Origin of the sequence: Aeromonas sp. 102P (assembly GCF_051920345.1) — a bacterium.
Classification (GTDB): domain Bacteria; phylum Pseudomonadota; class Gammaproteobacteria; order Enterobacterales; family Aeromonadaceae; genus Aeromonas; species Aeromonas veronii.
This window is the reverse complement of the sequence record NZ_JBQBCZ010000001.1, coordinates 4,628,586-4,645,521: the sequence shown is the minus strand read 5'-3', so window position 1 is coordinate 4,645,521 and position 16,936 is coordinate 4,628,586. Positions and strand designations below refer to the sequence as shown.

15 protein-coding genes, 6 tRNA genes and 1 pseudogene are annotated in these 16,936 nt (G+C 57.4%); 7 read left to right on the top strand and 15 right to left on the bottom strand.

Translation table 11 applies throughout. The features are described from left to right. Positions 1–8: 8 nt before the first annotated feature. Positions 9–242: a helix-turn-helix transcriptional regulator gene (locus ACTG1K_RS21855; RefSeq protein WP_440006758.1), complete on the bottom strand. Its 234-nt coding sequence runs from the start codon at positions 240–242 to the stop codon at positions 9–11. Here ACTG1K_RS21855 and ACTG1K_RS21850 point away from each other — a divergent pair. After that, positions 241–816: a hypothetical protein gene (locus ACTG1K_RS21850; RefSeq protein WP_440006756.1), complete on the top strand. Its 576-nt coding sequence runs from the start codon at positions 241–243 to the stop codon at positions 814–816. The two genes, ACTG1K_RS21855 and ACTG1K_RS21850, sit on opposite strands and share 2 nt — an antisense overlap. On the opposite strand, the gene ACTG1K_RS21845 is transcribed toward ACTG1K_RS21850, so the two are convergent. Further along, a protein-coding gene (locus ACTG1K_RS21845) for an IS3 family transposase (RefSeq protein WP_139731354.1) occupies positions 805–2,009 on the bottom strand; the annotation gives its coding sequence in 2 pieces (ribosomal slippage) (positions 805–1,691 and positions 1,691–2,009; 1,206 coding nt in all). The two genes, ACTG1K_RS21850 and ACTG1K_RS21845, sit on opposite strands and share 12 nt — an antisense overlap. Before the next feature lie 344 nt (positions 2,010–2,353). After that, positions 2,354–2,441 (bottom strand) — tRNA-Ser (locus ACTG1K_RS21840). Positions 2,442–2,638: 197 nt separating this feature from the next. Here ACTG1K_RS21840 and ACTG1K_RS21835 point away from each other — a divergent pair. Further along, entirely contained in the window at positions 2,639–3,388 is a 750-nt protein-coding gene (locus ACTG1K_RS21835) for a DsbA family protein (protein WP_042084194.1), read from the top strand. A 295-nt stretch (positions 3,389–3,683) separates the two neighbouring features. Beyond that, complete coding sequence (locus ACTG1K_RS21830; protein ID WP_227341477.1) at positions 3,684–4,586, top strand: sulfite exporter TauE/SafE family protein; 903 nt, start codon at positions 3,684–3,686, stop codon at positions 4,584–4,586. On the opposite strand, the gene ACTG1K_RS21825 is transcribed toward ACTG1K_RS21830, so the two are convergent. Together ACTG1K_RS21825 and hemL are read right to left on the bottom strand one after the other, a co-directional pair. Next, on the bottom strand, positions 4,501–5,316 hold the full coding sequence (locus tag ACTG1K_RS21825) for a hypothetical protein (RefSeq protein WP_440006754.1): 816 nt from the start codon (positions 5,314–5,316) through the stop codon (positions 4,501–4,503). The genes ACTG1K_RS21830 and ACTG1K_RS21825 overlap by 86 nt on opposite strands. Positions 5,317–5,533: 217 nt before the next feature. After that, on the bottom strand, positions 5,534–6,820 hold the full coding sequence (hemL, locus tag ACTG1K_RS21820; RefSeq protein WP_440006752.1) for a glutamate-1-semialdehyde 2,1-aminomutase: 1,287 nt from the start codon (positions 6,818–6,820) through the stop codon (positions 5,534–5,536). 244 nt (positions 6,821–7,064) lie between these two features. Here hemL and clcA point away from each other — a divergent pair, with 244 nt between their 5' ends. The 3 genes from clcA to erpA all read left to right on the top strand — a co-directional run bounded on the left by clcA (position 7,065) and on the right by erpA (position 9,680). Beyond that, entirely contained in the window at positions 7,065–8,453 is a 1,389-nt protein-coding gene (gene clcA / locus ACTG1K_RS21815) for a H(+)/Cl(-) exchange transporter ClcA (protein WP_440006750.1), read from the top strand. 93 nt (positions 8,454–8,546) lie between these two features. After that, positions 8,547–9,242 (top strand): DUF6776 family protein, encoded by a 696-nt coding sequence (locus ACTG1K_RS21810; protein ID WP_407957030.1) that lies wholly within the window; start codon positions 8,547–8,549, stop codon positions 9,240–9,242. An 87-nt stretch (positions 9,243–9,329) separates the two neighbouring features. Further along, positions 9,330–9,680 (top strand): iron-sulfur cluster insertion protein ErpA, encoded by a 351-nt coding sequence (erpA, locus tag ACTG1K_RS21805; RefSeq protein WP_005340225.1) that lies wholly within the window; start codon positions 9,330–9,332, stop codon positions 9,678–9,680. A gap of 138 nt (positions 9,681–9,818) precedes the next feature. Here erpA and nhaC read toward each other — a convergent pair whose 3' ends face one another. Next, on the bottom strand, positions 9,819–11,228 hold the full coding sequence (gene nhaC / locus ACTG1K_RS21800) for a Na+/H+ antiporter NhaC (RefSeq protein WP_429094555.1): 1,410 nt from the start codon (positions 11,226–11,228) through the stop codon (positions 9,819–9,821). Positions 11,229–11,529: 301 nt separating this feature from the next. Between nhaC and ACTG1K_RS21795 the strand changes: the two genes are divergently transcribed. Beyond that, the gene (locus ACTG1K_RS21795) at positions 11,530–11,739 is read left to right on the top strand and encodes a hypothetical protein (protein WP_005357820.1); all 210 of its coding nucleotides are present in this window, start codon (positions 11,530–11,532) and stop codon (positions 11,737–11,739) included. On the opposite strand, the gene ACTG1K_RS21790 is transcribed toward ACTG1K_RS21795, so the two are convergent. The 9 genes and pseudogenes from ACTG1K_RS21790 to rsmC form a co-directional block, all read right to left on the bottom strand. Next, positions 11,734–12,006: a late competence development ComFB family protein gene (locus ACTG1K_RS21790; RefSeq protein ID WP_005343036.1), complete on the bottom strand. Its 273-nt coding sequence runs from the start codon at positions 12,004–12,006 to the stop codon at positions 11,734–11,736. The genes ACTG1K_RS21795 and ACTG1K_RS21790 overlap by 6 nt on opposite strands. Before the next feature lie 109 nt (positions 12,007–12,115). Continuing rightward, a tRNA-Leu gene (locus ACTG1K_RS21785) sits at positions 12,116–12,201 on the bottom strand. Positions 12,202–12,272: 71 nt separating this feature from the next. Continuing rightward, positions 12,273–12,358: transfer RNA gene (locus ACTG1K_RS21780), tRNA-Leu, on the bottom strand. A 46-nt stretch (positions 12,359–12,404) separates the two neighbouring features. Then, a tRNA-Leu gene (locus tag ACTG1K_RS21775) sits at positions 12,405–12,490 on the bottom strand. A gap of 44 nt (positions 12,491–12,534) precedes the next feature. Beyond that, positions 12,535–12,620: transfer RNA gene (locus ACTG1K_RS21770), tRNA-Leu, on the bottom strand. A gap of 53 nt (positions 12,621–12,673) precedes the next feature. Further along, positions 12,674–12,759: transfer RNA gene (locus ACTG1K_RS21765), tRNA-Leu, on the bottom strand. A gap of 128 nt (positions 12,760–12,887) precedes the next feature. Then, a complete protein-coding gene (gene glgA / locus ACTG1K_RS21760) occupies positions 12,888–14,348 on the bottom strand; it encodes a glycogen synthase GlgA (RefSeq protein WP_005357826.1) in 1,461 nt (486 codons plus the stop codon). Beyond that, positions 14,338–15,553 (bottom strand): annotated as a pseudogene (gene glgC, locus ACTG1K_RS21755) (glucose-1-phosphate adenylyltransferase). The gene glgA and the pseudogene glgC overlap by 11 nt, the downstream one beginning before the upstream one ends. A 151-nt stretch (positions 15,554–15,704) precedes the next feature. Then, entirely contained in the window at positions 15,705–16,733 is a 1,029-nt protein-coding gene (gene rsmC, locus ACTG1K_RS21750) for a 16S rRNA (guanine(1207)-N(2))-methyltransferase RsmC (RefSeq protein WP_227095742.1), read from the bottom strand. Between the last annotated feature and the right edge of the window lie 203 nt (positions 16,734–16,936).

Below are 16,936 nucleotides of genomic sequence, written 5' to 3'. Positions count from 1 at the left end.
CGGGTGTATTAGTGGATACGTGAAATGAGCCATTGGTCTACCGACGAGAGCAACCACCCCACCGAGGAAGCCCCCAAGCGCAATGGCTTGGGAAACTCGGGGTCGTAGCCCTTCGATTTGGGATTCAGCTTGTTGTAGATCGTCGAACGAGACAGCCCCACAATGCGAGTGAGTTCCTTGATGCGCACGACTCGACGCAGCGTCTCACGATCCCAGTAGTGCCCCTTGTCTTGTAAGTTCATGATCTATCTCCTCTTTGGTTTGGAATGGGTGCAGGTTAACGGCAACCAAAATATGAAAACGCCGAAAATGTGCAGAGATATGGCGCTAACTCCGTCGTCCTCTTCTCGACCGCTCCTGCAGAGGGAAAGGTCATGCTATGGTCGGCCTGGATGCTGCTTGCCTTTCCCTTTGCAGATTGGACAGGTGCAAGATAGCGAGGAAGGAAAATCCAAAACGCAGAAAATGTGCAGAGGAATGAAAAACGTGCCACAGCCAACAACCGCCATGCCGATACCAGATAGCCACAGCCTGGATGAGTTCGTGACATTTATGTATGACGCTTTTGGACTCAGAGACGGCCGCCAGCATCGGCTTCAAGAACTGAAAAGCATTGATGCACTGACCATCATGGTGAAGCGAATGGTCAAAGGCCTTGCCACACATCTAGTGGGTGAAGACAGCGCCAGCACCAATCAACATGACTTGGACAAACTCCAGGTTATGTTTGATTTCATGAACCTGATGGTGCTGCATTTCAATAGAACTGGATTTGACCCCATAGATCCAGACACTTTTTCCCGCTTAGGGTTGTGATACCCGACTGCGCAGAAATTCCCGAGGTGAACGGTATCCCAAGGCGCTGTGCGGGTGGTGTTCGTTATAATGCTCAAACGCGATGGCCAAGTTGCCTACCGCTGTTCGGCTATCTGGTTTCGGCATCATCTCGATATAGTCTCGCTTCATCGTCTTGACGAAGCTCTCCGCTATACCGTTGCTCTGTGGGCTTCTCACCGCAGTCGTTCTGGGCTCCAACCCGATTTCTCGTGCAAACGCGCGGGTCTCATGGGCGCGATACGCCGAGCCATTATCAGTCAGCCACTCCACCGGTGATGCCGGCAACGCATCCCCGAAGCGTCGTTCGACAGACCTCAGCATGACATCTTGCACTGTGTCACTGTCGTAACCCCCGGTACTGGCAGCCCAGTCCAAGGTTTCCCTGTCACAGCAGTCCATGGCGAACGTGACTCGTAGTTTTTCACCGTTATCGCAGCGAAACTCGAAGCCATCTGAGCACCAACGTCGATTGCTCTCTTTGACGGCAACACGCCCCTTATGTGCCTGCTGGGCCAATGGTGCCGCCGGTTTTCTTTCCAGCAGCAGGCCATGATCGCGCATAACGCGATATACCCGTTTGGCGTTTACCACAGGCTGTCGTGTTGCCTCTGACTGACGCCGTAACAGCGCCCAGACTCGGCGATACCCATAGGAGGGAAGCTCAGCCATCGCTTCCATGATCCGGCCAAGTAAGGCAGCATCATCATGCTGGCGATGATGACGACCATCTTGCCAACCTGGTTTTCGATGAACACGAACGGATAGCTGCGCACGCGATACATTAAGGGCCTGGCTCACAGCACTTAATCGTCGTCCCCCGGCAACAAGGGCGCATGCGCAATCCATTTTTTTGCTCGACCATACTCCACGGCTTCTTTGAGGATCTCGTTCTCCATGGTCTTCTTCCCGAGCAGACGCTGGAGCTCTCGGATCTGCTTGATGGCAGCAGCCAACTCGGAGGCTGGAACAACATCCTCACCGGCGGTGATCGCCGTGAGAGACCCTTCCTGGAATTGCTTACGCCATTTGAAAAGCTGGTTGGCGTTGACGTCGTGCAAGCGAGCGACATGAGAGACGGTCATTCCGGGCTCAAAGGTCTGCTGCACGATGGAGATCTTTTCCTGCGGAGTCCGGCGTCGACGGCGCTCAGCCCCTGTTAACACTTCGACCATCTTCTCGTTGCGACTAGTACTGAACATAGTTCCAAGACTACCTCTTAAGTTAAGAGGGGCGAAGTGTCTGGATCTTCAAGGGGCCAATCTACTTCGTTACTTACGGGAATTATTGGTGGACAGAAAACCAGCATTTTGAGAACACAGCCTAGTAAAATAGATAACAAGAGAGGGCCATATACCCTCTCTTGTTTTGGGTAAATTGAGGAAGTCGTGGCAACGACCTGTCCAAGGGAGTGCTAGCAAGGGGTAAGACAGCCAACACCTAATGGCATACTCACTGGCATACCAAAAATTACAGACACAAAAAAGCCCAACCGAATCAATCAGTTGGGCTATATAGATGGCGGAGGAGGTGGGATTTGAACCCACGGATGGTCGCCCATCGCCGGTTTTCAAGACCGGTGCATTCAGCCGCTCTGCCACCCCTCCGCAGCAGTGCGGCGAATATTACCATGCTGATCCGGCTTGTAAATCCCCGTCCGGTTCGATTGCTGGTTAATTGCGCTAAATGACATGAAAAAGTGGCAATCAGAGCGTATCAAGCGCTTTTTTGGCCAGATAGCTTGACTTGAAAACAGACTCAACCACTATAGTGGCCTCTATCATATCCTCTGCAAGATAACGTTATGACTATTAAAAATGCCCTGTTTTGCGCACTGGCTGGTGTGACCCTGCTGGCGACGCCGGTACATGCAAGCGAGCTGACCAAAAGCGATGTCGAACAAATCGTTCGCGACTATCTGGTCAAGAACCCCGAGATCCTGGTCGAGATGTCCAATGCCCTGCGTGCCAAGCAGGAGAGCCAGCAGGCCGAGAGTGACAAGGCGCTGATCAAGGCTCACTCCAAGCAGCTTTATGCCAATCAGGATCCCGAGATGGGGAATCCGAAGGCGTCGCTGACCATTGTGGAGTTTTTCGATTACAACTGCGGTTACTGCAAGCGGGCCCATCCGCTGGTCAAGCAGCTGATGGCGGAAGATAAAGATATCCGTTACATCTACAAGCAGTTCCCCATTCTGAGCGAGTCCTCCTACTTCGCAGCCCGTGCTGCGTTGGCGGTCCAGCTGGGTCAGCCTGACAAATACCAGGCGTTCCACGAGAAGCTCTATACCCATCAGGGCCCGCTCGCAGATGAAGCGCAGGTCAAGCAGTTGGCAGTGGCGGCCGGTGTGGACTGGAGCAAGGTGGAAGCCAAGATCAAGGATGGCAGCATTGACCAGAACCTCGGTACCAACCGTGCGCTGGCTGAAGCGCTCGGTATCTCCGGTACCCCGGCCTTCATCATCGGTGATCAGATCTTGCGCGGTGCCCCCCGTGACCTGGCTAGCCTGAAGGGGTTTATCAAGGACGTGCGTGCCGGCAAGAGCATTCAATAGGCAGTTGTCATGGTCGAGGGCCCAGCGCCCCGGCCAGATACAGAAAGAGGGTCGGTATCACTACCGGCCCTCTTTTTATTATGTCCTTTGGCACAAGTGGTCGTCGCGAAAGGACCATAACAACGTGCTCAGGACCCGGCCTATTGGCCTCAGTAACAAGTATTAGCAGAGTCGTTCGGAGTCTATTGATAAATATTTCGCCTCGCAGAGGTGTGTCGTGAGCATTGCTTAATTCCGGTCAAGATTTTTTCTGCTGCTTGCCTTAGAATCGCCGCCCGTTGCAGGAGAAACCCCTATGTTAGTTGATATTTTACGGCTGGTTTTTATAGCCGGAGGCCTCGTATTTGTCTTTATGCTGGTGCAAGCTTGCTGGCGGAAGAAGCAGAGTGGATCCTTTGAGGCGACCCCCTTCTGGCCGGTGGCGTTGATCGGTGGGGTTGCCAACTTTCTCGATACCCTGGGGGTGGGCAGCTTTGCGGTAAAGACCGCCTGCTACAAGCAGTTCAAGCTGATCGATGATCGAGTACTGCCGGGGACCCTCAATGGGCAGTGTGTGCTGCCGACCGTGACTCAGTCGCTGATCTTCGTCGGCGCAGTAGCGGTGGAGCCGCTGACGCTGATCAGCATGATGATGGCCGCCGCAGCAGGCGCTGCCTGGGGCGCTCGTCATGTGGCCTCGTTTGATCGGCAGACCATCCGGTTGGTGATGGCTATCTCCTTACTGGTCGTCGCAGGGCTTATCTTTGCCGGTCTGCTGGGGCTTTTCCCTGTAGGCGGCGATGCGATGGGGCTCAGCGGCTACAAGCTGGCGATCGCCCTGCTTGGCAATTTCATCTTCGGAGTGCTGATGAATGTCGGTATCGGCCTGTTTGCTCCCTGCATGACGCTGGTTTATCTGCTGGGGATGAATCCGCTGGCAGCGTTTCCCATCATGATGGGCTCCACCGCCGTGCTTAGCGTTTTCTCCGCAGGCACCTTTATCCGCAAAGGGGCATTCGATGCCAAGGCGGTGCTGGCGGTAGCCATCTTTGGCCCCATCGGTGTGGTGCTGGCCGCCATGCTGGTCAAATCCATGGATATGGAGATGCTGAAGTGGCTGGTTGCCTTTATCGTCATCTATACCTCCTGGACCATGTACGCCTCCTGGCGGGCGGCGCGCCGCTCCCCTGTGCAACTGGCGGTGGAGAGCGCAGGCTAGCCTGTACCAGTGCCGCTTCGGCCTTGGCCCCCAGAAAAACATAGAGGCCAAGCGCCAGCAGCAAACCCACCGCACACCCCATCACTCCGACCGCTGGCCAGAGCAGCTCGCTCTGGCCGAGCGAGCCTTTGAACAGCAGCAACAGCCCCTCGATGGAGACCGCGATCAGAATGGCGGCGATAAAGCGGGTGATGGTGCGGCGAATGGCGCTGTGGCGGAAGATATCCTTATGCAGCAGTACCTCCTCTTCCAGAATGGTCTTGCCCAGATCGAACACCGCCAGTGCCAGTGTCAGGAAGATGATGGCGCTAAAGGCGCCGAGCTGGTTCTGCTGCTCGCCGCACAATAGCTGGTAGAGCTGTTCCAGCCCGTGCCAGATGAGCGTCGCGACGATGAGAAACAGCGCCATGCTGAGCACCACATAGACCGCCTTGAACCAGGGCATGGCGCGGCGGCGCTCCCTGTCTCCCATCAACCAGCCAATCAGCTGATTCAGACAGACGGTGATCTCCCGTCCTTGCCCCTGCACGATAAGGTGTAGCCGGTTATGGGCCGCCGGTGCCGCATGCTGGATGCACATCGGCCCCTGATAGTGGTCAATGCTGACCACAAAGGGATACCCCTTGAGCGAGGCAAGGGGGGCTCTGAGCAGCCCCTGCAGTAGCGGGGTCAACTCCTCCTGATACTCCTGATAGCGCCGCAGCACATCGATGGGGCTCATCTCTGCCATATGGACCTCGGTGACGTGGGCTCTTGTGGTGAATGTGCAAATAGTGGGCCTGCTTTATGACAGGGATGGCGGGGTAAGTTGCACCAGAGAATGACAAATCGGTGGATGACGAGGGGGTAATGCACCAGAAATGGGCGTATTGCCGCCCTGTGTGGTGATGGAGTCTCTGTAATAGAAAAGGGCCCATGACGGGCCCTTTGCGACAACCAGCGGCGATTTAGCCGGCCAGCTTGGCGAAGCTACGCTCGGCGGCGGCCAGAGTGTGTTCAATCTCCTTGTCGCCGTGAGCCAGCGACAGGAAGCCTGCCTCGTAGGCGCTCGGCGCCAGATAGACGCCCTCTTCCAGCATCAGGTGATAGAAGCGCTTGAAGCGTTCCATATCGCAGCGAGTGACCTGCTCGTAGCGGGTGATTTCGGGCTCCTCTGTGAAGAAGAAGCCGAACATACCACCCACATAGTTGATGGCGAGCGGGATGCCGTGTTTGGCGGCGGCGGCTTTCAGCCCTTCTGCAACACGGGCAGTCTTGGCGCTCAGCTGCTCATAGAGACCCGGCTCCAGCAGCAGATCCAGCATGGTGAGGCCGGCAGCCATGGCCACCGGGTTGCCGGAGAGAGTACCAGCCTGATAGACGGGGCCGGTCGGGGCGATGTGCTGCATTACCTTCTTCTTGCCGCCGAAGGCGCCGACCGGCATGCCGGCACCGATGATCTTGCCGAGGGTGGTGAGATCCGGGTCGATGTTGTAGTGGCCCTGGGCACCGCGCAGGGAGACGCGGAAGCCGGTCATCACCTCGTCCAGGATCAGCAGGGCGCCAAACTCGTCGCAGATGGCGCGCAGCCCTTCCAGGAAGCCGGGGACCGGCGGGATGCAGTTCATGTTGCCTGCGACCGGCTCGACGATGATACAGGCGATCTCGCCGCCGTACTGGGTGAAGGCTTCACGCACCGAATCCAGATCGTTGAAGACGCAGGTCAGGGTGTGCTTGGCGAAATCGGCCGGAACGCCCGGGCTGTTGGGCTGACCCAGGGTCAGGGCGCCGGAGCCTGCCTTGACCAGCAGGGAGTCGGCGTGGCCGTGGTAGCAGCCCTCGAATTTGACGATCTTGTCGCGGCCGGTGTAGCCACGGGCCAGACGAATGGCGCTCATGGTGGCTTCGGTGCCGGAGTTGACCATCCGAACCTGCTCCATGGAGGGGACGATCTGGCGGACTTTCTCGGCCATCAGCACTTCGATCTCGGTCGGCGCACCGTAGCTCAGCCCCTTCTCAACGGCCTTGATGACGGCGGCCTTGATGGCCGGGTGGTTGTGACCCAGCAGCATGGGGCCCCAGGAGCCGATGTAATCCACGTAGGCCTGACCATCCACATCATAGAGATAGGCGCCATCGGCGTGATCGATGAAGCGGGGCGTGCCGCCGACCCCATTGAAGGCGCGGACCGGTGAGTTGACGCCACCCGGAATGGTCTGGCGGGCCTGTTCAAACAGCTGATCTGATTTTGACATGGATCATCCTTAATGGGATTTTGGTCGTCACACAAGGGATTGCAGCCGATTGAGACTCGGCAGGCCGGAGCATCAGGAGTATGCTTTGCGCTCTCGCCACCCGGACTCTCGGTCTGCTCCCGTGACAAAAATTTAACGGGCCGACTATAGCAGAAAGCCCCAGCCCTGGGCAGCCGAGCAACGCGCCGGGTGATCCTGATCTCAGCTAGCTGACGATATGGTTTTTCCAAGTTGGTGTAACAAGATGGCGCAACAAGCTCTCTCCTCTGAAGCCGATACCTCTTCGCGGGGGCCGCTTTCCCGCATTATCCGGCAAGACAAGATGCCCTTGCTGGTTCTGTTGCTGGCGGCGCTGGTCGGTACCCTGGCCGGACTGGTGTGCGGTCTGTTCGAATCTGGTGTCCACTGGCTGGCAGAACAACGCATCGCCTTGCTGGCCGACCGCCCCTGGTGGCAGCTCGGTCTGCTCGGCTTTGGCTTCAGCGCCTTGTTGGGATTTGTCGGCTACTTCCTCACTCATACCTTTGCCCCGGAAGCGGGTGGTTCCGGCATTCCCGAGATCGAGGGGGCGATGGACGATCTGCGCCCGGTGCGGTGGTGGCGAGTGTTGCCGGTCAAATTCTTCGGCGGCATCTGTACCCTGAGCTCCGGCATGGTGCTGGGGCGGGAGGGACCTTCGGTACAGATCGGCGGCAACCTCGGCAAGATGGTGGCGGATATCTTCCGGTTGCCCAAGGAGCATGGCCATGCCCTGTTGGCCGCCGGTGCGGCGGGAGGTCTGGCAGCGGCCTTCAATGCGCCGTTGGCGGGCATCCTGTTCGTGATGGAGGAGATGCGGCCGCAGTTTCGCTACTCCTTCCTGGCCATCAAGGCGGTGGGCATCTCCGCCATCATGGCGACCCTGATGCTGCAAAACATGAAGGGGCAAGGGGCGGTGATCACGCTACCGCACTACGATGCGCCAGCCCTCGAGGCGCTCTGGCTGTTCCTCTTTATGGGGGCCACCTTCGGCGTATTGGGCTTTGTCTTCAACAAGCTGGTGCTGGCCTGTCAGGATGGCTATCTGGCGCTGCACCAGAACAAGCGCCACCGTTTTGTGGCCATCGGTATGCTGGTTGCCGGTACTTTCGGCGTGCTGTCGCTGTTTGCCCCCTCGGTAACGGGCGGCGGCACTGAGCTCATTCCTCATCTGATGGGGGGCGAGTATGCGATGGCGACCCTGTTCCTTATCTTCTCCATCCGTCTGGTGGCAACCCTGATCTGCTTCTGCTCCGGCGCGCCCGGCGGGGTGTTTGCGCCGACCCTGGCCCTTGGCACCCTGTTTGGCGTGGTGTTTGGTCATTTGTTCCACGCGGCTTTTCCGGAGCTTGGTATCGAGCCCGGTGCCTTTGCCATTGCCGGCATGGGAGCGTTGTTTGCCGCGACGGTGCGAGCGCCCATCACGGGTATCGTGCTGGTCACCGAGATGACCGACAACTACCAGCTGATCCTGCCGATGATGATCACCACCATGGGAGCCACTCTTGTGGCGCAAGCGCTGGGCGGTCGTCCTATCTATTCCCAGATCCTTGAGCGAACTTTACGGCTTGCCGCGCGTCAAAAGCGGGGTGATGGCAGTGTGGCCACCAGTTAATTTTCACCATCACCGCCTGTGACTTCGGTTAGGGCGGTATAGTGAAAGGAGGTCGCAGTTGCAGCTGTGAGGCAAATAACGGGAAAGAGGGCTATGTCCAACCTATTGAAGTTATTGGTGGTGTTCGCAGTAGGTGGTCTGGCCGGTTATTTTGCCGGCAACCATCAGGATCTGGCGCAAAGCAGCTTGCTGGGGGTTCAGCAGGAGACGCTGGATCGCCAGAGCAATGCCATCAGCCAGCTCAAGACTGATCTCGGTCTCAAGGATACCCAGCTCGCCACCCAGCGAGCAGCCTTCGAGCAGCTGCAGACCACCCTGAAGAGTCAGGAGGCGCAGGTGCAGGAGCTCAAGCGCCAGCTGGCCTTTTTCGAGCGGATCATGCGCCCGACTGGCGAGCAGGTTGGGGTGGTGATCGACAACCTGACTCTGCAGGAGACCAGCATTCCCGGTCGCTACCACTATCGTCTCGCCCTGACCCAGCCCGCCAAGAAGCGGGAGCTGTTTCGTGGGCAGGTGCAGATCCGGGTCGAGGGGAGTCTGGCTGACAAGCCGAAGACGCTGACCGGTCGCGATCTCGGGATGAAGGTGAGCGAGTGGCGTTATGCCCTGCGTTATTTCCAGCTGCTGGAAGGGAACTGGCAGTTGCCGGAAGGCTTTGTGCCGGATCGAATCCGTGTCACCATCAACAAGGATGGCAGGCAACCGGCGCAAGAGCTTCTGGTTGAGTGGGGCGAGGTGATCAAGCCGCTGGTCGCCGCACCGCCTGCTCCGGTGCCCGCTGCAGGTTAAACGTGGTGAATACTTGAACTGAATGGTCGGGTATTGGATAATTTCGCGGTTTCCATGTTTGTGGATCTAATGGTTGTGAGGTCAGTAATGAGTGCAGTAGCAGAAGCCCCGCTGCCCATCCAGATGACGGATGCGGCGGCCAACAAGGTGAAGAACCTGATCACCGAAGAAGAGAATCCGGAGCTCAAGCTGCGGGTCTATATCACGGGTGGGGGCTGCTCTGGTTTCCAGTATGGCTTTACCTTTGATGAGAAGATCAACGACGGCGATACCGTGGTCGAGAAGAATGGCGTCACCATGGTGATCGATCCCATGAGCCTGCAATATCTGGTAGGCGGCAGTGTGGATTACACCGAGGGTCTGGAAGGTTCACGCTTTACCGTGACCAACCCCAATGCCACCACGACCTGTGGCTGTGGCTCCAGCTTCTCCATCTGATCGGCGTATCGGTCTGATGAAACGGCTCTCGGCAACGAGGGCTGTTTTTGTTTGTGGTGCTCAGTGCGCTCCATCAAACAGCATTTCTCTGAAACAACAAAGGCGCCTCGATGGCGCCTTTGTTGTTTGCAGGATGGCTTAGCGGGAGCTTGCTGCCGCTACCAGTGGAACCCTGTTCACCGCCTTGCCCATGTAGGCGAGGGCGATGGTCACAATGATGCAGGTGAAGCTCAGCCACATATAGGGCAGGTAGTCGAGGGTTGCCACCCCCAGCACCCCGGCCATGAAGATGCCGTTATCGCTCCAGGGCACCATGCCGCAGGTGAGGGTGCCGCCAAACTCGGCGTTGCGAGAGAGGTTCTTGCGCGCCAGTCCCAGTCGGTCGTAGTTTTTGGCCATGATCTTGGGGGTCAGGATCAGCGACACATACATGGCCGAGCCAAACACGTTGGCCAGAAACGCGGTGCCGATGGTGTGGCTGGTCAGGCTGCCGACGCTATTGATGCGCTTCTCGAAGGCGCTGGCGATCACTTCCAGAATACCGACCTTCTCCAGCAGGCCGCCAAACCCGAGACCGAAGATGATGACCGCGACCGAGCCCAGCATGGACTCCATGCCGCCGCGCCCGAGAATGTTGTCGATAAAATCGATGCCGGAGGTGATGGCAAACGGACTATAAGCCGAGTGCATTGCCTTGACCGGATCCATGCCCTGGAAGGCGATGGCCCAGATCAGGCCAAGCAGGGCGCCGAAGCTGATCACCGGGAAGGCGGGCTTGCGATTGGCCAACAGGCCCAGTACCAGTACCACCGGCACTATGGCCAGTGGGGTAATGTTGAACTGGTTGTCGAGCGCCTCCATCACCAGATTGACCTGCTCCAGACTGACATTGCCTGAGTATTGCATGCCCACCACGGTGAATAGCACGGCGGTGATGACATAAGAGAGCAGGCTGATAGGCAGCATCCCCTTGATATGCTCCACCACGTCGACGTTGGACATGGTCGAAGCCAGCACTACTGAGTCGGAGAGCGGAGAGAGCTTGTCACCGAAGTAGACGCCGGAGAGCACGGCACCGGCTACCAGCGGCGCAGGCACGCCGAGACTGTGGCCGATCCCCATCATAGCGATACCGGCGGTGGCGGCAGAGCCCCAGGAGGTGCCGGTGGCCAGCGAGGTCAGGGAGCAGATGATCAGGGTTGCCAGCAGGAAGATGGACGGGTGGATCACCTTGAGGCCGAAGTAGATGATGCTGGGGACTATGCCACCAGCAATCCAGGTGCCGACCAGAGCACCGACGGAGACCAGGATCAGGATGGCCCCCATTCCCTTGGCAACGCCGTCAACGGCTGCCTGTTCCAGGGATTTGTAATCGTGGCCGAGTTTGATGCCAAGCCCCATGATGACGAACCAGGCGATGAACAACGCCAGCTGGATCGGCAGATCGAGCACGCTGGTGAACGAGAATGCCAGGGCCAGGAAAATGGCCAGACAGGCAAACACCTGTGCCATGCCCGGTAGTCGGATGTGGTTTTGTTGGTTTTGCATAGATACTTCCTAAACTCTTGCTCGCCAAGGTCACTCCCTCTCGTCCTGTGGATACATCGATCCCGAGGAGGCAACCCAAAAAGAGGCCGCAATCTACCACAAACCCGGCGGGTTAAAGCCCCATCAAATTGGCAAAAATGCACATTTGATTGAAAAAATCACAAATTAGTTGATCTCATAACCCGTTTTTGAGCGGCCTGTTGACACAAAGGGTCACATACGAAGCTTGCCTGTGACGCCACTTGCATCCCCAGTAGATGAATATGATAATTATTATCAATTGTTGGTTGGGGAGAAAACAATGCGCTGGATATTGCGGGGGATGATGTTGCTGGTGGCGGTGGCCGTACTCGCATGGGGTCAGGATAAAGAGTACGGCACCTGGAGTGCCGGTTTTCTGCTGGCTGCCTGGGTGATGCTGGAGCCCGGATTGCGCCCCGCCTTGATCTTGCTGCCAGTGGCCGGGTTGACCGGTATCGTCACCCTGCTCTGGCAGCAGCCATGGTTATGAGCTTTTGACGGGAGCCTGCTTGATCTTCTGCTGTGCCACCTTGAGCGATTCGACCACCAGTTTCTCCATTTCGGTACGCTTGGCGTCGGTCAGGAAGTAGATCATGTCGACATTGTGGCGAATATAGTGGGCCGGAAGCTGGTTGAGGGTAAGGCAGCAGAGGTCGGCCATCTGATCGCTGTTGAGCTTTTGCTGCAGCCCCTGTTTCTCAATCTCCTTGAGCACCAGATGTTCGTAAAAGTTGTGAATGTCGGTATCCAGTATCATATGCGTTCCTTGGCATGACGATGAGCGGGGAGTCGTCAAAAGCATAGCCATAACAAGGAGTAAAAACAAAAGGCCCATCACTTTCGTGATGGGCCTTTTGCGTAATGAATGGTGCGAAGAGAGGGACTCGAACCCTCACATCCGTGGGACACTAACACCTGAAGCTAGCGCGTCTACCAATTCCGCCACCTTCGCACACTGATTTTTTCCAGCTGGTTTTTAAATGCGGTTGGAGCGCATCGCTCTGTTTTTACATGTCAGAATCATGGTGCGAAGAGAGGGACTCGAACCCTCACACCCGGGGGGCACTAACACCTGAAGCTAGCGCGTCTACCAATTCCGCCACCTTCGCACATTCGGGTTTCCAGTCTGGATTTACATGCTGTCTGGATAAAGCATGGTGCGAAGAGAGGGACTCGAACCCTCACATCCGTGGGACACTAACACCTGAAGCTAGCGCGTCTACCAATTCCGCCACCTTCGCACATTGTGTTACCAGTTTTGATTTACATGCTGTCTGGAGAAGCATGGTGCGAAGAGAGGGACTCGAACCCTCACACCCGTGGGGCACTAACACCTGAAGCTAGCGCGTCTACCAATTCCGCCACCTTCGCACATTCGGGTTTTCTAGTTGGATTTACATGCTGCTGAATCAGCATGGCAGTATTGGTGCGAAGAGAGGGACTCGAACCCTCACATCCGTGGGACACTAACACCTGAAGCTAGCGCGTCTACCAATTCCGCCACCTTCGCATCACTGCGGAGGGGGATTCTATAGAGTTTTGGGGGAGCGTCAACAGCCAAAGGGGACTTTTTTCGCTGTTGGCGCCCAAAGTGGCGCCAAGGGTACAAAACTTCAGCAATCAGCTGACGTTTGGCGTTCAGTAACGGCCCAATGCGCTCTGATACATCCGTTCATACTGGGTGACTGAGTCAGGCCAGTTGAAGCGGGTGCTCATGGCATTGCGCTGTACCTTGGTAAAACGCTCTTTGTCCTGCAGGAAATAGAGCAGGCTGCGGCGCATGGTATCGAGCAGGATGGCGGCTGTCGGGTCGTTGAAGCAGAAGCCGGTGGCATGCTCGGGATCGGCATCCCAATCCACCACGGTATCTTTCAGACCACCCACGGCCCGCACCAGTGGCAGGGTGCCATAGGCGAGGCTATACATCTGGTTGAGGCCGCAAGGCTCGAACAGAGAGGGCATCAGGAAGAAGTCGGCACCGGCTTCGACCAGATGAGCCAGCCGATCGTCATAAGTGTTGATGAAGGCGAGCTTGCCCGGATAATCCCGGGCCATGGTTTGCAGTTGCGTGGCGAGCGCAGGATCGCCAGAGCCGACGATCACCACTTGTACCTGATGGTGGAGGAATTTCTCCAGCGCAGGGAGCAGCAGGGGAACGCCCTTCTGCTCGGTCAGGCGGCAAACCATACCGTAGATGGGCAAGTCTGCCACGGCCAGCCCCGCCTCCTGTTGCAGGCTTTCTTTGCAGATCTGTTTGCCAGCCATGTTGTCGATGCTGTAGGTCGCAGGCAGGAATTCGTCGAACTCCGGATCCCAGTCCTTGTAGTCGCAGCCGTTGAGGATGCCGCAGAGATCCGCCGCCCGCTGCTGGAAGATATGCGCCATTCCGTGGGCGCCGAGGTGAGTCAGCAGCTCCTGGGCATAGTTGGGGCTGACCGCATTGATCTTGTCGGCGTAGAGCACCCCGCATTTGAGCAGATTGACGTGGCCGTAGTCGTAGTTGATGCGGCGTTCGTAGTCGGCGATCTCGGGCATGGCCCAGAACTGCTCGCGGCCAAACACCCCCTGAAACGCCGCGTTGTGAATGCTGATCACGCTGCGGGTCTGCTGGAAGAAGGGGTTGTGGGCGTGACGGGTTTTCAGCAGCAGTGGCAGCAGGCCGGTGTGCCAGTCATTGCAGTGGGCGATATCCGGGGCAAAGCCGAGCTGCTCGCAGGCATGGAGGGCAGCGGCCGAGAAGAAGGCAAAGCGCTCGCCATTATCCGGATAGGCCTGATTGTTCTCGGCGTAGAGCTGGGGACGATCGAAATATTGCGGGCAGTCGAGCAGATAGACGCAGACGCCATCCAGCTCCATCTGGTAGATGCGATAACCGATATCCGGCAGCCCGGGGTGGGTTGGCAACCAGCGTGACGCCACCAGTCTGGCCTCATCCCGTCGCTTTATCGTCTTGTAGAAGGGCAGCATGATCCTGACATCATGTCCCTTCTGGGCCAGGTACATCGGCAGGGCTCTGGCGACATCGGCCAGGCCCCCGGTCTTGACCAGCCCCTCAACTTCCGAGGCAACAAACAGGATTTTCAGTGGGTTAATAGCCAACTCTTGCTCCCTTAGGTACCACCACGATACCGCCTTCGGATACGGTAAATCGCTCTCTATCGTGGTCCAGATTTTCACCGATAACGGTGCCTGGCGCAATTTCAACGTTTTTATCAATGATGGCACGCCGGATGGAGCAGCCTTCACCAATCTTCATCCCCCAGCAGAACGGATTCACTGATATGGCTGCACGCGCCGATATTGCAGCGGAAACCAAGGATGGAGCGCTGGATCTGGCTGCCCTGAATGAAGCAACCGGCGGAGATCAGCGAGTTGGCGATCTTCACCTTGCACTCGTCGCTGTCGATGAAGGTGGCCGGTGGCAGCGCCGGATAGTGGGTGTGCAGGGGCCACTTGCGGTTATAGAGGGAGAAGGGAGGATTGTCGGCCACCAGGTCCATGTGCGCTTGCCAATAAGAATCGAGGGTGCCCACATCCCGCCAGTAGACGTGCGGTTTCTCGCCGGGGATGACGTTGGTGCTGTAGTCATAGACATAGACGGGGGCGCGCGGGTAGAGGCTCGGGATCACATCCTTGCCAAAGTCGTGGCTGGAGTTCTCCTCGGCGGCATCCCGCTTCAACTCGCGGCAGAGTGCATCGGTCTCGAAGATGTAGTTGCCCATGGAGACCAGCGCCTGGGTCGGATCGCCGGGAATGTGCTTGGGCTGCTTCGGCTTTTCCTGAAAGCCGATCATCCGCCCTTCGGTATCGACCTCGATCACCCCGAAGGCGCTCGCCTCTTCGATGGGCATGCGCAGGGCTGCGACCGTCATGGCGGCGTTCTTCTGCTTGTGGAAGGTGACCATCTGGCTCACATCCATCTTGTAGATGTGGTCGGAGCCGAAGATGCAGACATGATCCGGTTCGGCCCGCTCGATAAAGCCGAGGTTCTGGTAAATGGCATCGGCGGTGCCGTCATACCAGCGTTTGCCCATTCGCATCTGTGCCGGGATAGGGTCGATAAAGCGGTCGGTGATGCCGACGATATTCCAGCCCTTCTTCATGTGCAGGTAGAGGGACTGAGATTTGAATTGGGTCAGTACATAGATGCGCAGAAAGTCGGCGTTGACGAAGTTGTTGAGGACAAAGTCGATTAGCCGGTAGCTGCCACCAAAGGGGACGGAAGGCTTGCTGCGGGTAGTGGTCAGAGGCTGCAGGCGAGTACCTTCGCCACCAGCCAGGATCATGGTCAAAATGCCTGCCATCGTATTTCTCTCCCTGAATTAACAACATGAAAAGGTTTTCAATGTTCGGTATAAAAACACCCCTAAAGGGGTGGTTTTTATCGTGTGCTTAATACCTTATCAGATGCCGGATGGCGCTCTCTAGCTGTTTTATTGTACTGCTTACACTTATTTACATTTTGCTCAGATAGACCTTGAATTTGGCATCACTGCTGATCACTTCAGTCCGTTTGAAGTGTGTCTCCAGTATAGGCTGGTAGCGCAAGAAGGCGTTGGCAACAATGGTCAGCGAACCATTTGGCAGCAAAAATTCCGGCGCCTTGGTCAGGAACTGCTCGGTTGCCGCATAGAAGGTTTTGAGACCCGCATGGAATGGTGGGTTGGAGACGATGTGCTGGAAACGGGTGGAGATATCCGAATAGACATCGGAAGCGGTGACCTTGCCCTGCAGACCGTTGATCGCCAGGGTGCGGCGGCTCGATTCGAGCGCCAGCGCGCTGATATCCACCATGTTGACCTGCAGATCCGGATTGCGCTTGGCCAGCACAGACCCAATCACCCCGGCGCCACAACCGAAATCGAGCAATTCGCCCGTCATCGGTGGCACGGCGGCCAGCAGCATCTGGGTGCCGAGATCCAGCTCGGCGGCGCTGAAGACACCGGGAAGCGCCAGCACGGTCAGTTCGGTATCACCCGCCTTGCACTGATAGCGGCCAAACCAGCTATCCAGATCGAACGGGGCGACCGGTTTGCAGAGCTCACCGTGATAGAGCGAGCTGCGGCGGGCCGAATCGCGCTTGATCGGCTTTTCGCCATAGGGGGCCAGTAGCTTGTCGGCGCCATTGATGCCGCCGCGGTTTTCACCGGCGAGGAAGAGATCGGCACCCGCTTCCAGCAAGGGGGTCATCATGGCCAGCAGATATTGTGCCTCGGCCTTGGCCTTGGGCATCAGCAGCAACAGGGCATCGAAGCGGGGGGCACCACCTAGCTGGTGGTCGAACAGGATAGCCTCGCCGAGGGCGGCCTGCTGGCTGCGGTAGTAGCAGTAATCGGTGGTAAAGACGGTCAGGGTCCGGGCCAGGCTCGCCAGCTGGCGGGGGTAGTCATCCTCCAGTGCGCCGCAGACAAGTAGCCGCTTGCCGACAAAGAGGGCTTGGTTTCGTTCCAGCATCTGGCTGACGGCACTGATTGGGCTGCTCATCGGGTCTCTCCACGCAATTTTGGGCGGCCATTATACATAGCCCCTTTCGCCTTGACATTTATGCCGTGTTCCCGAAATATGCCCAGACACCATTTTTTGACCAGAGATGACGAAATGCGGTTCAACGGGTTGAAACGAAAGCACAAAAAAAGCCTGAAATTCGGGCCTGCCGACGTTCGCGCGTAACCTCTCATCCCTGAGAA

What these genes read in the sequence shown, in the direction of transcription:
- ACTG1K_RS21850 (WP_440006756.1), top strand. Translation starts at nt 241, where the DNA reads ATGATCTATCTCCTCTTTGGTTTGGAATGGGTGCAGGTTAACGGCAAC.
- ACTG1K_RS21855 (WP_440006758.1), bottom strand. Translation starts at nt 242, where the DNA reads ATGAACTTACAAGACAAGGGGCACTACTGGGATCGTGAGACGCTGCGT.
- ACTG1K_RS21835 (WP_042084194.1), top strand. Translation starts at nt 2,639, where the DNA reads ATGACTATTAAAAATGCCCTGTTTTGCGCACTGGCTGGTGTGACCCTG.
- ACTG1K_RS21830 (WP_227341477.1), top strand. Translation starts at nt 3,684, where the DNA reads ATGTTAGTTGATATTTTACGGCTGGTTTTTATAGCCGGAGGCCTCGTA.
- ACTG1K_RS21825 (WP_440006754.1), bottom strand. Translation starts at nt 5,316, where the DNA reads ATGGCAGAGATGAGCCCCATCGATGTGCTGCGGCGCTATCAGGAGTAT.
- hemL (WP_440006752.1), bottom strand. Translation starts at nt 6,820, where the DNA reads ATGTCAAAATCAGATCAGCTGTTTGAACAGGCCCGCCAGACCATTCCG.
- clcA (WP_440006750.1), top strand. Translation starts at nt 7,065, where the DNA reads ATGGCGCAACAAGCTCTCTCCTCTGAAGCCGATACCTCTTCGCGGGGG.
- ACTG1K_RS21810 (WP_407957030.1), top strand. Translation starts at nt 8,547, where the DNA reads ATGTCCAACCTATTGAAGTTATTGGTGGTGTTCGCAGTAGGTGGTCTG.
- erpA (WP_005340225.1), top strand. Translation starts at nt 9,330, where the DNA reads ATGAGTGCAGTAGCAGAAGCCCCGCTGCCCATCCAGATGACGGATGCG.
- nhaC (WP_429094555.1), bottom strand. Translation starts at nt 11,228, where the DNA reads ATGCAAAACCAACAAAACCACATCCGACTACCGGGCATGGCACAGGTG.
- ACTG1K_RS21795 (WP_005357820.1), top strand. Translation starts at nt 11,530, where the DNA reads ATGCGCTGGATATTGCGGGGGATGATGTTGCTGGTGGCGGTGGCCGTA.
- ACTG1K_RS21790 (WP_005343036.1), bottom strand. Translation starts at nt 12,006, where the DNA reads ATGATACTGGATACCGACATTCACAACTTTTACGAACATCTGGTGCTC.
- rsmC (WP_227095742.1), bottom strand. Translation starts at nt 16,733, where the DNA reads ATGAGCAGCCCAATCAGTGCCGTCAGCCAGATGCTGGAACGAAACCAA.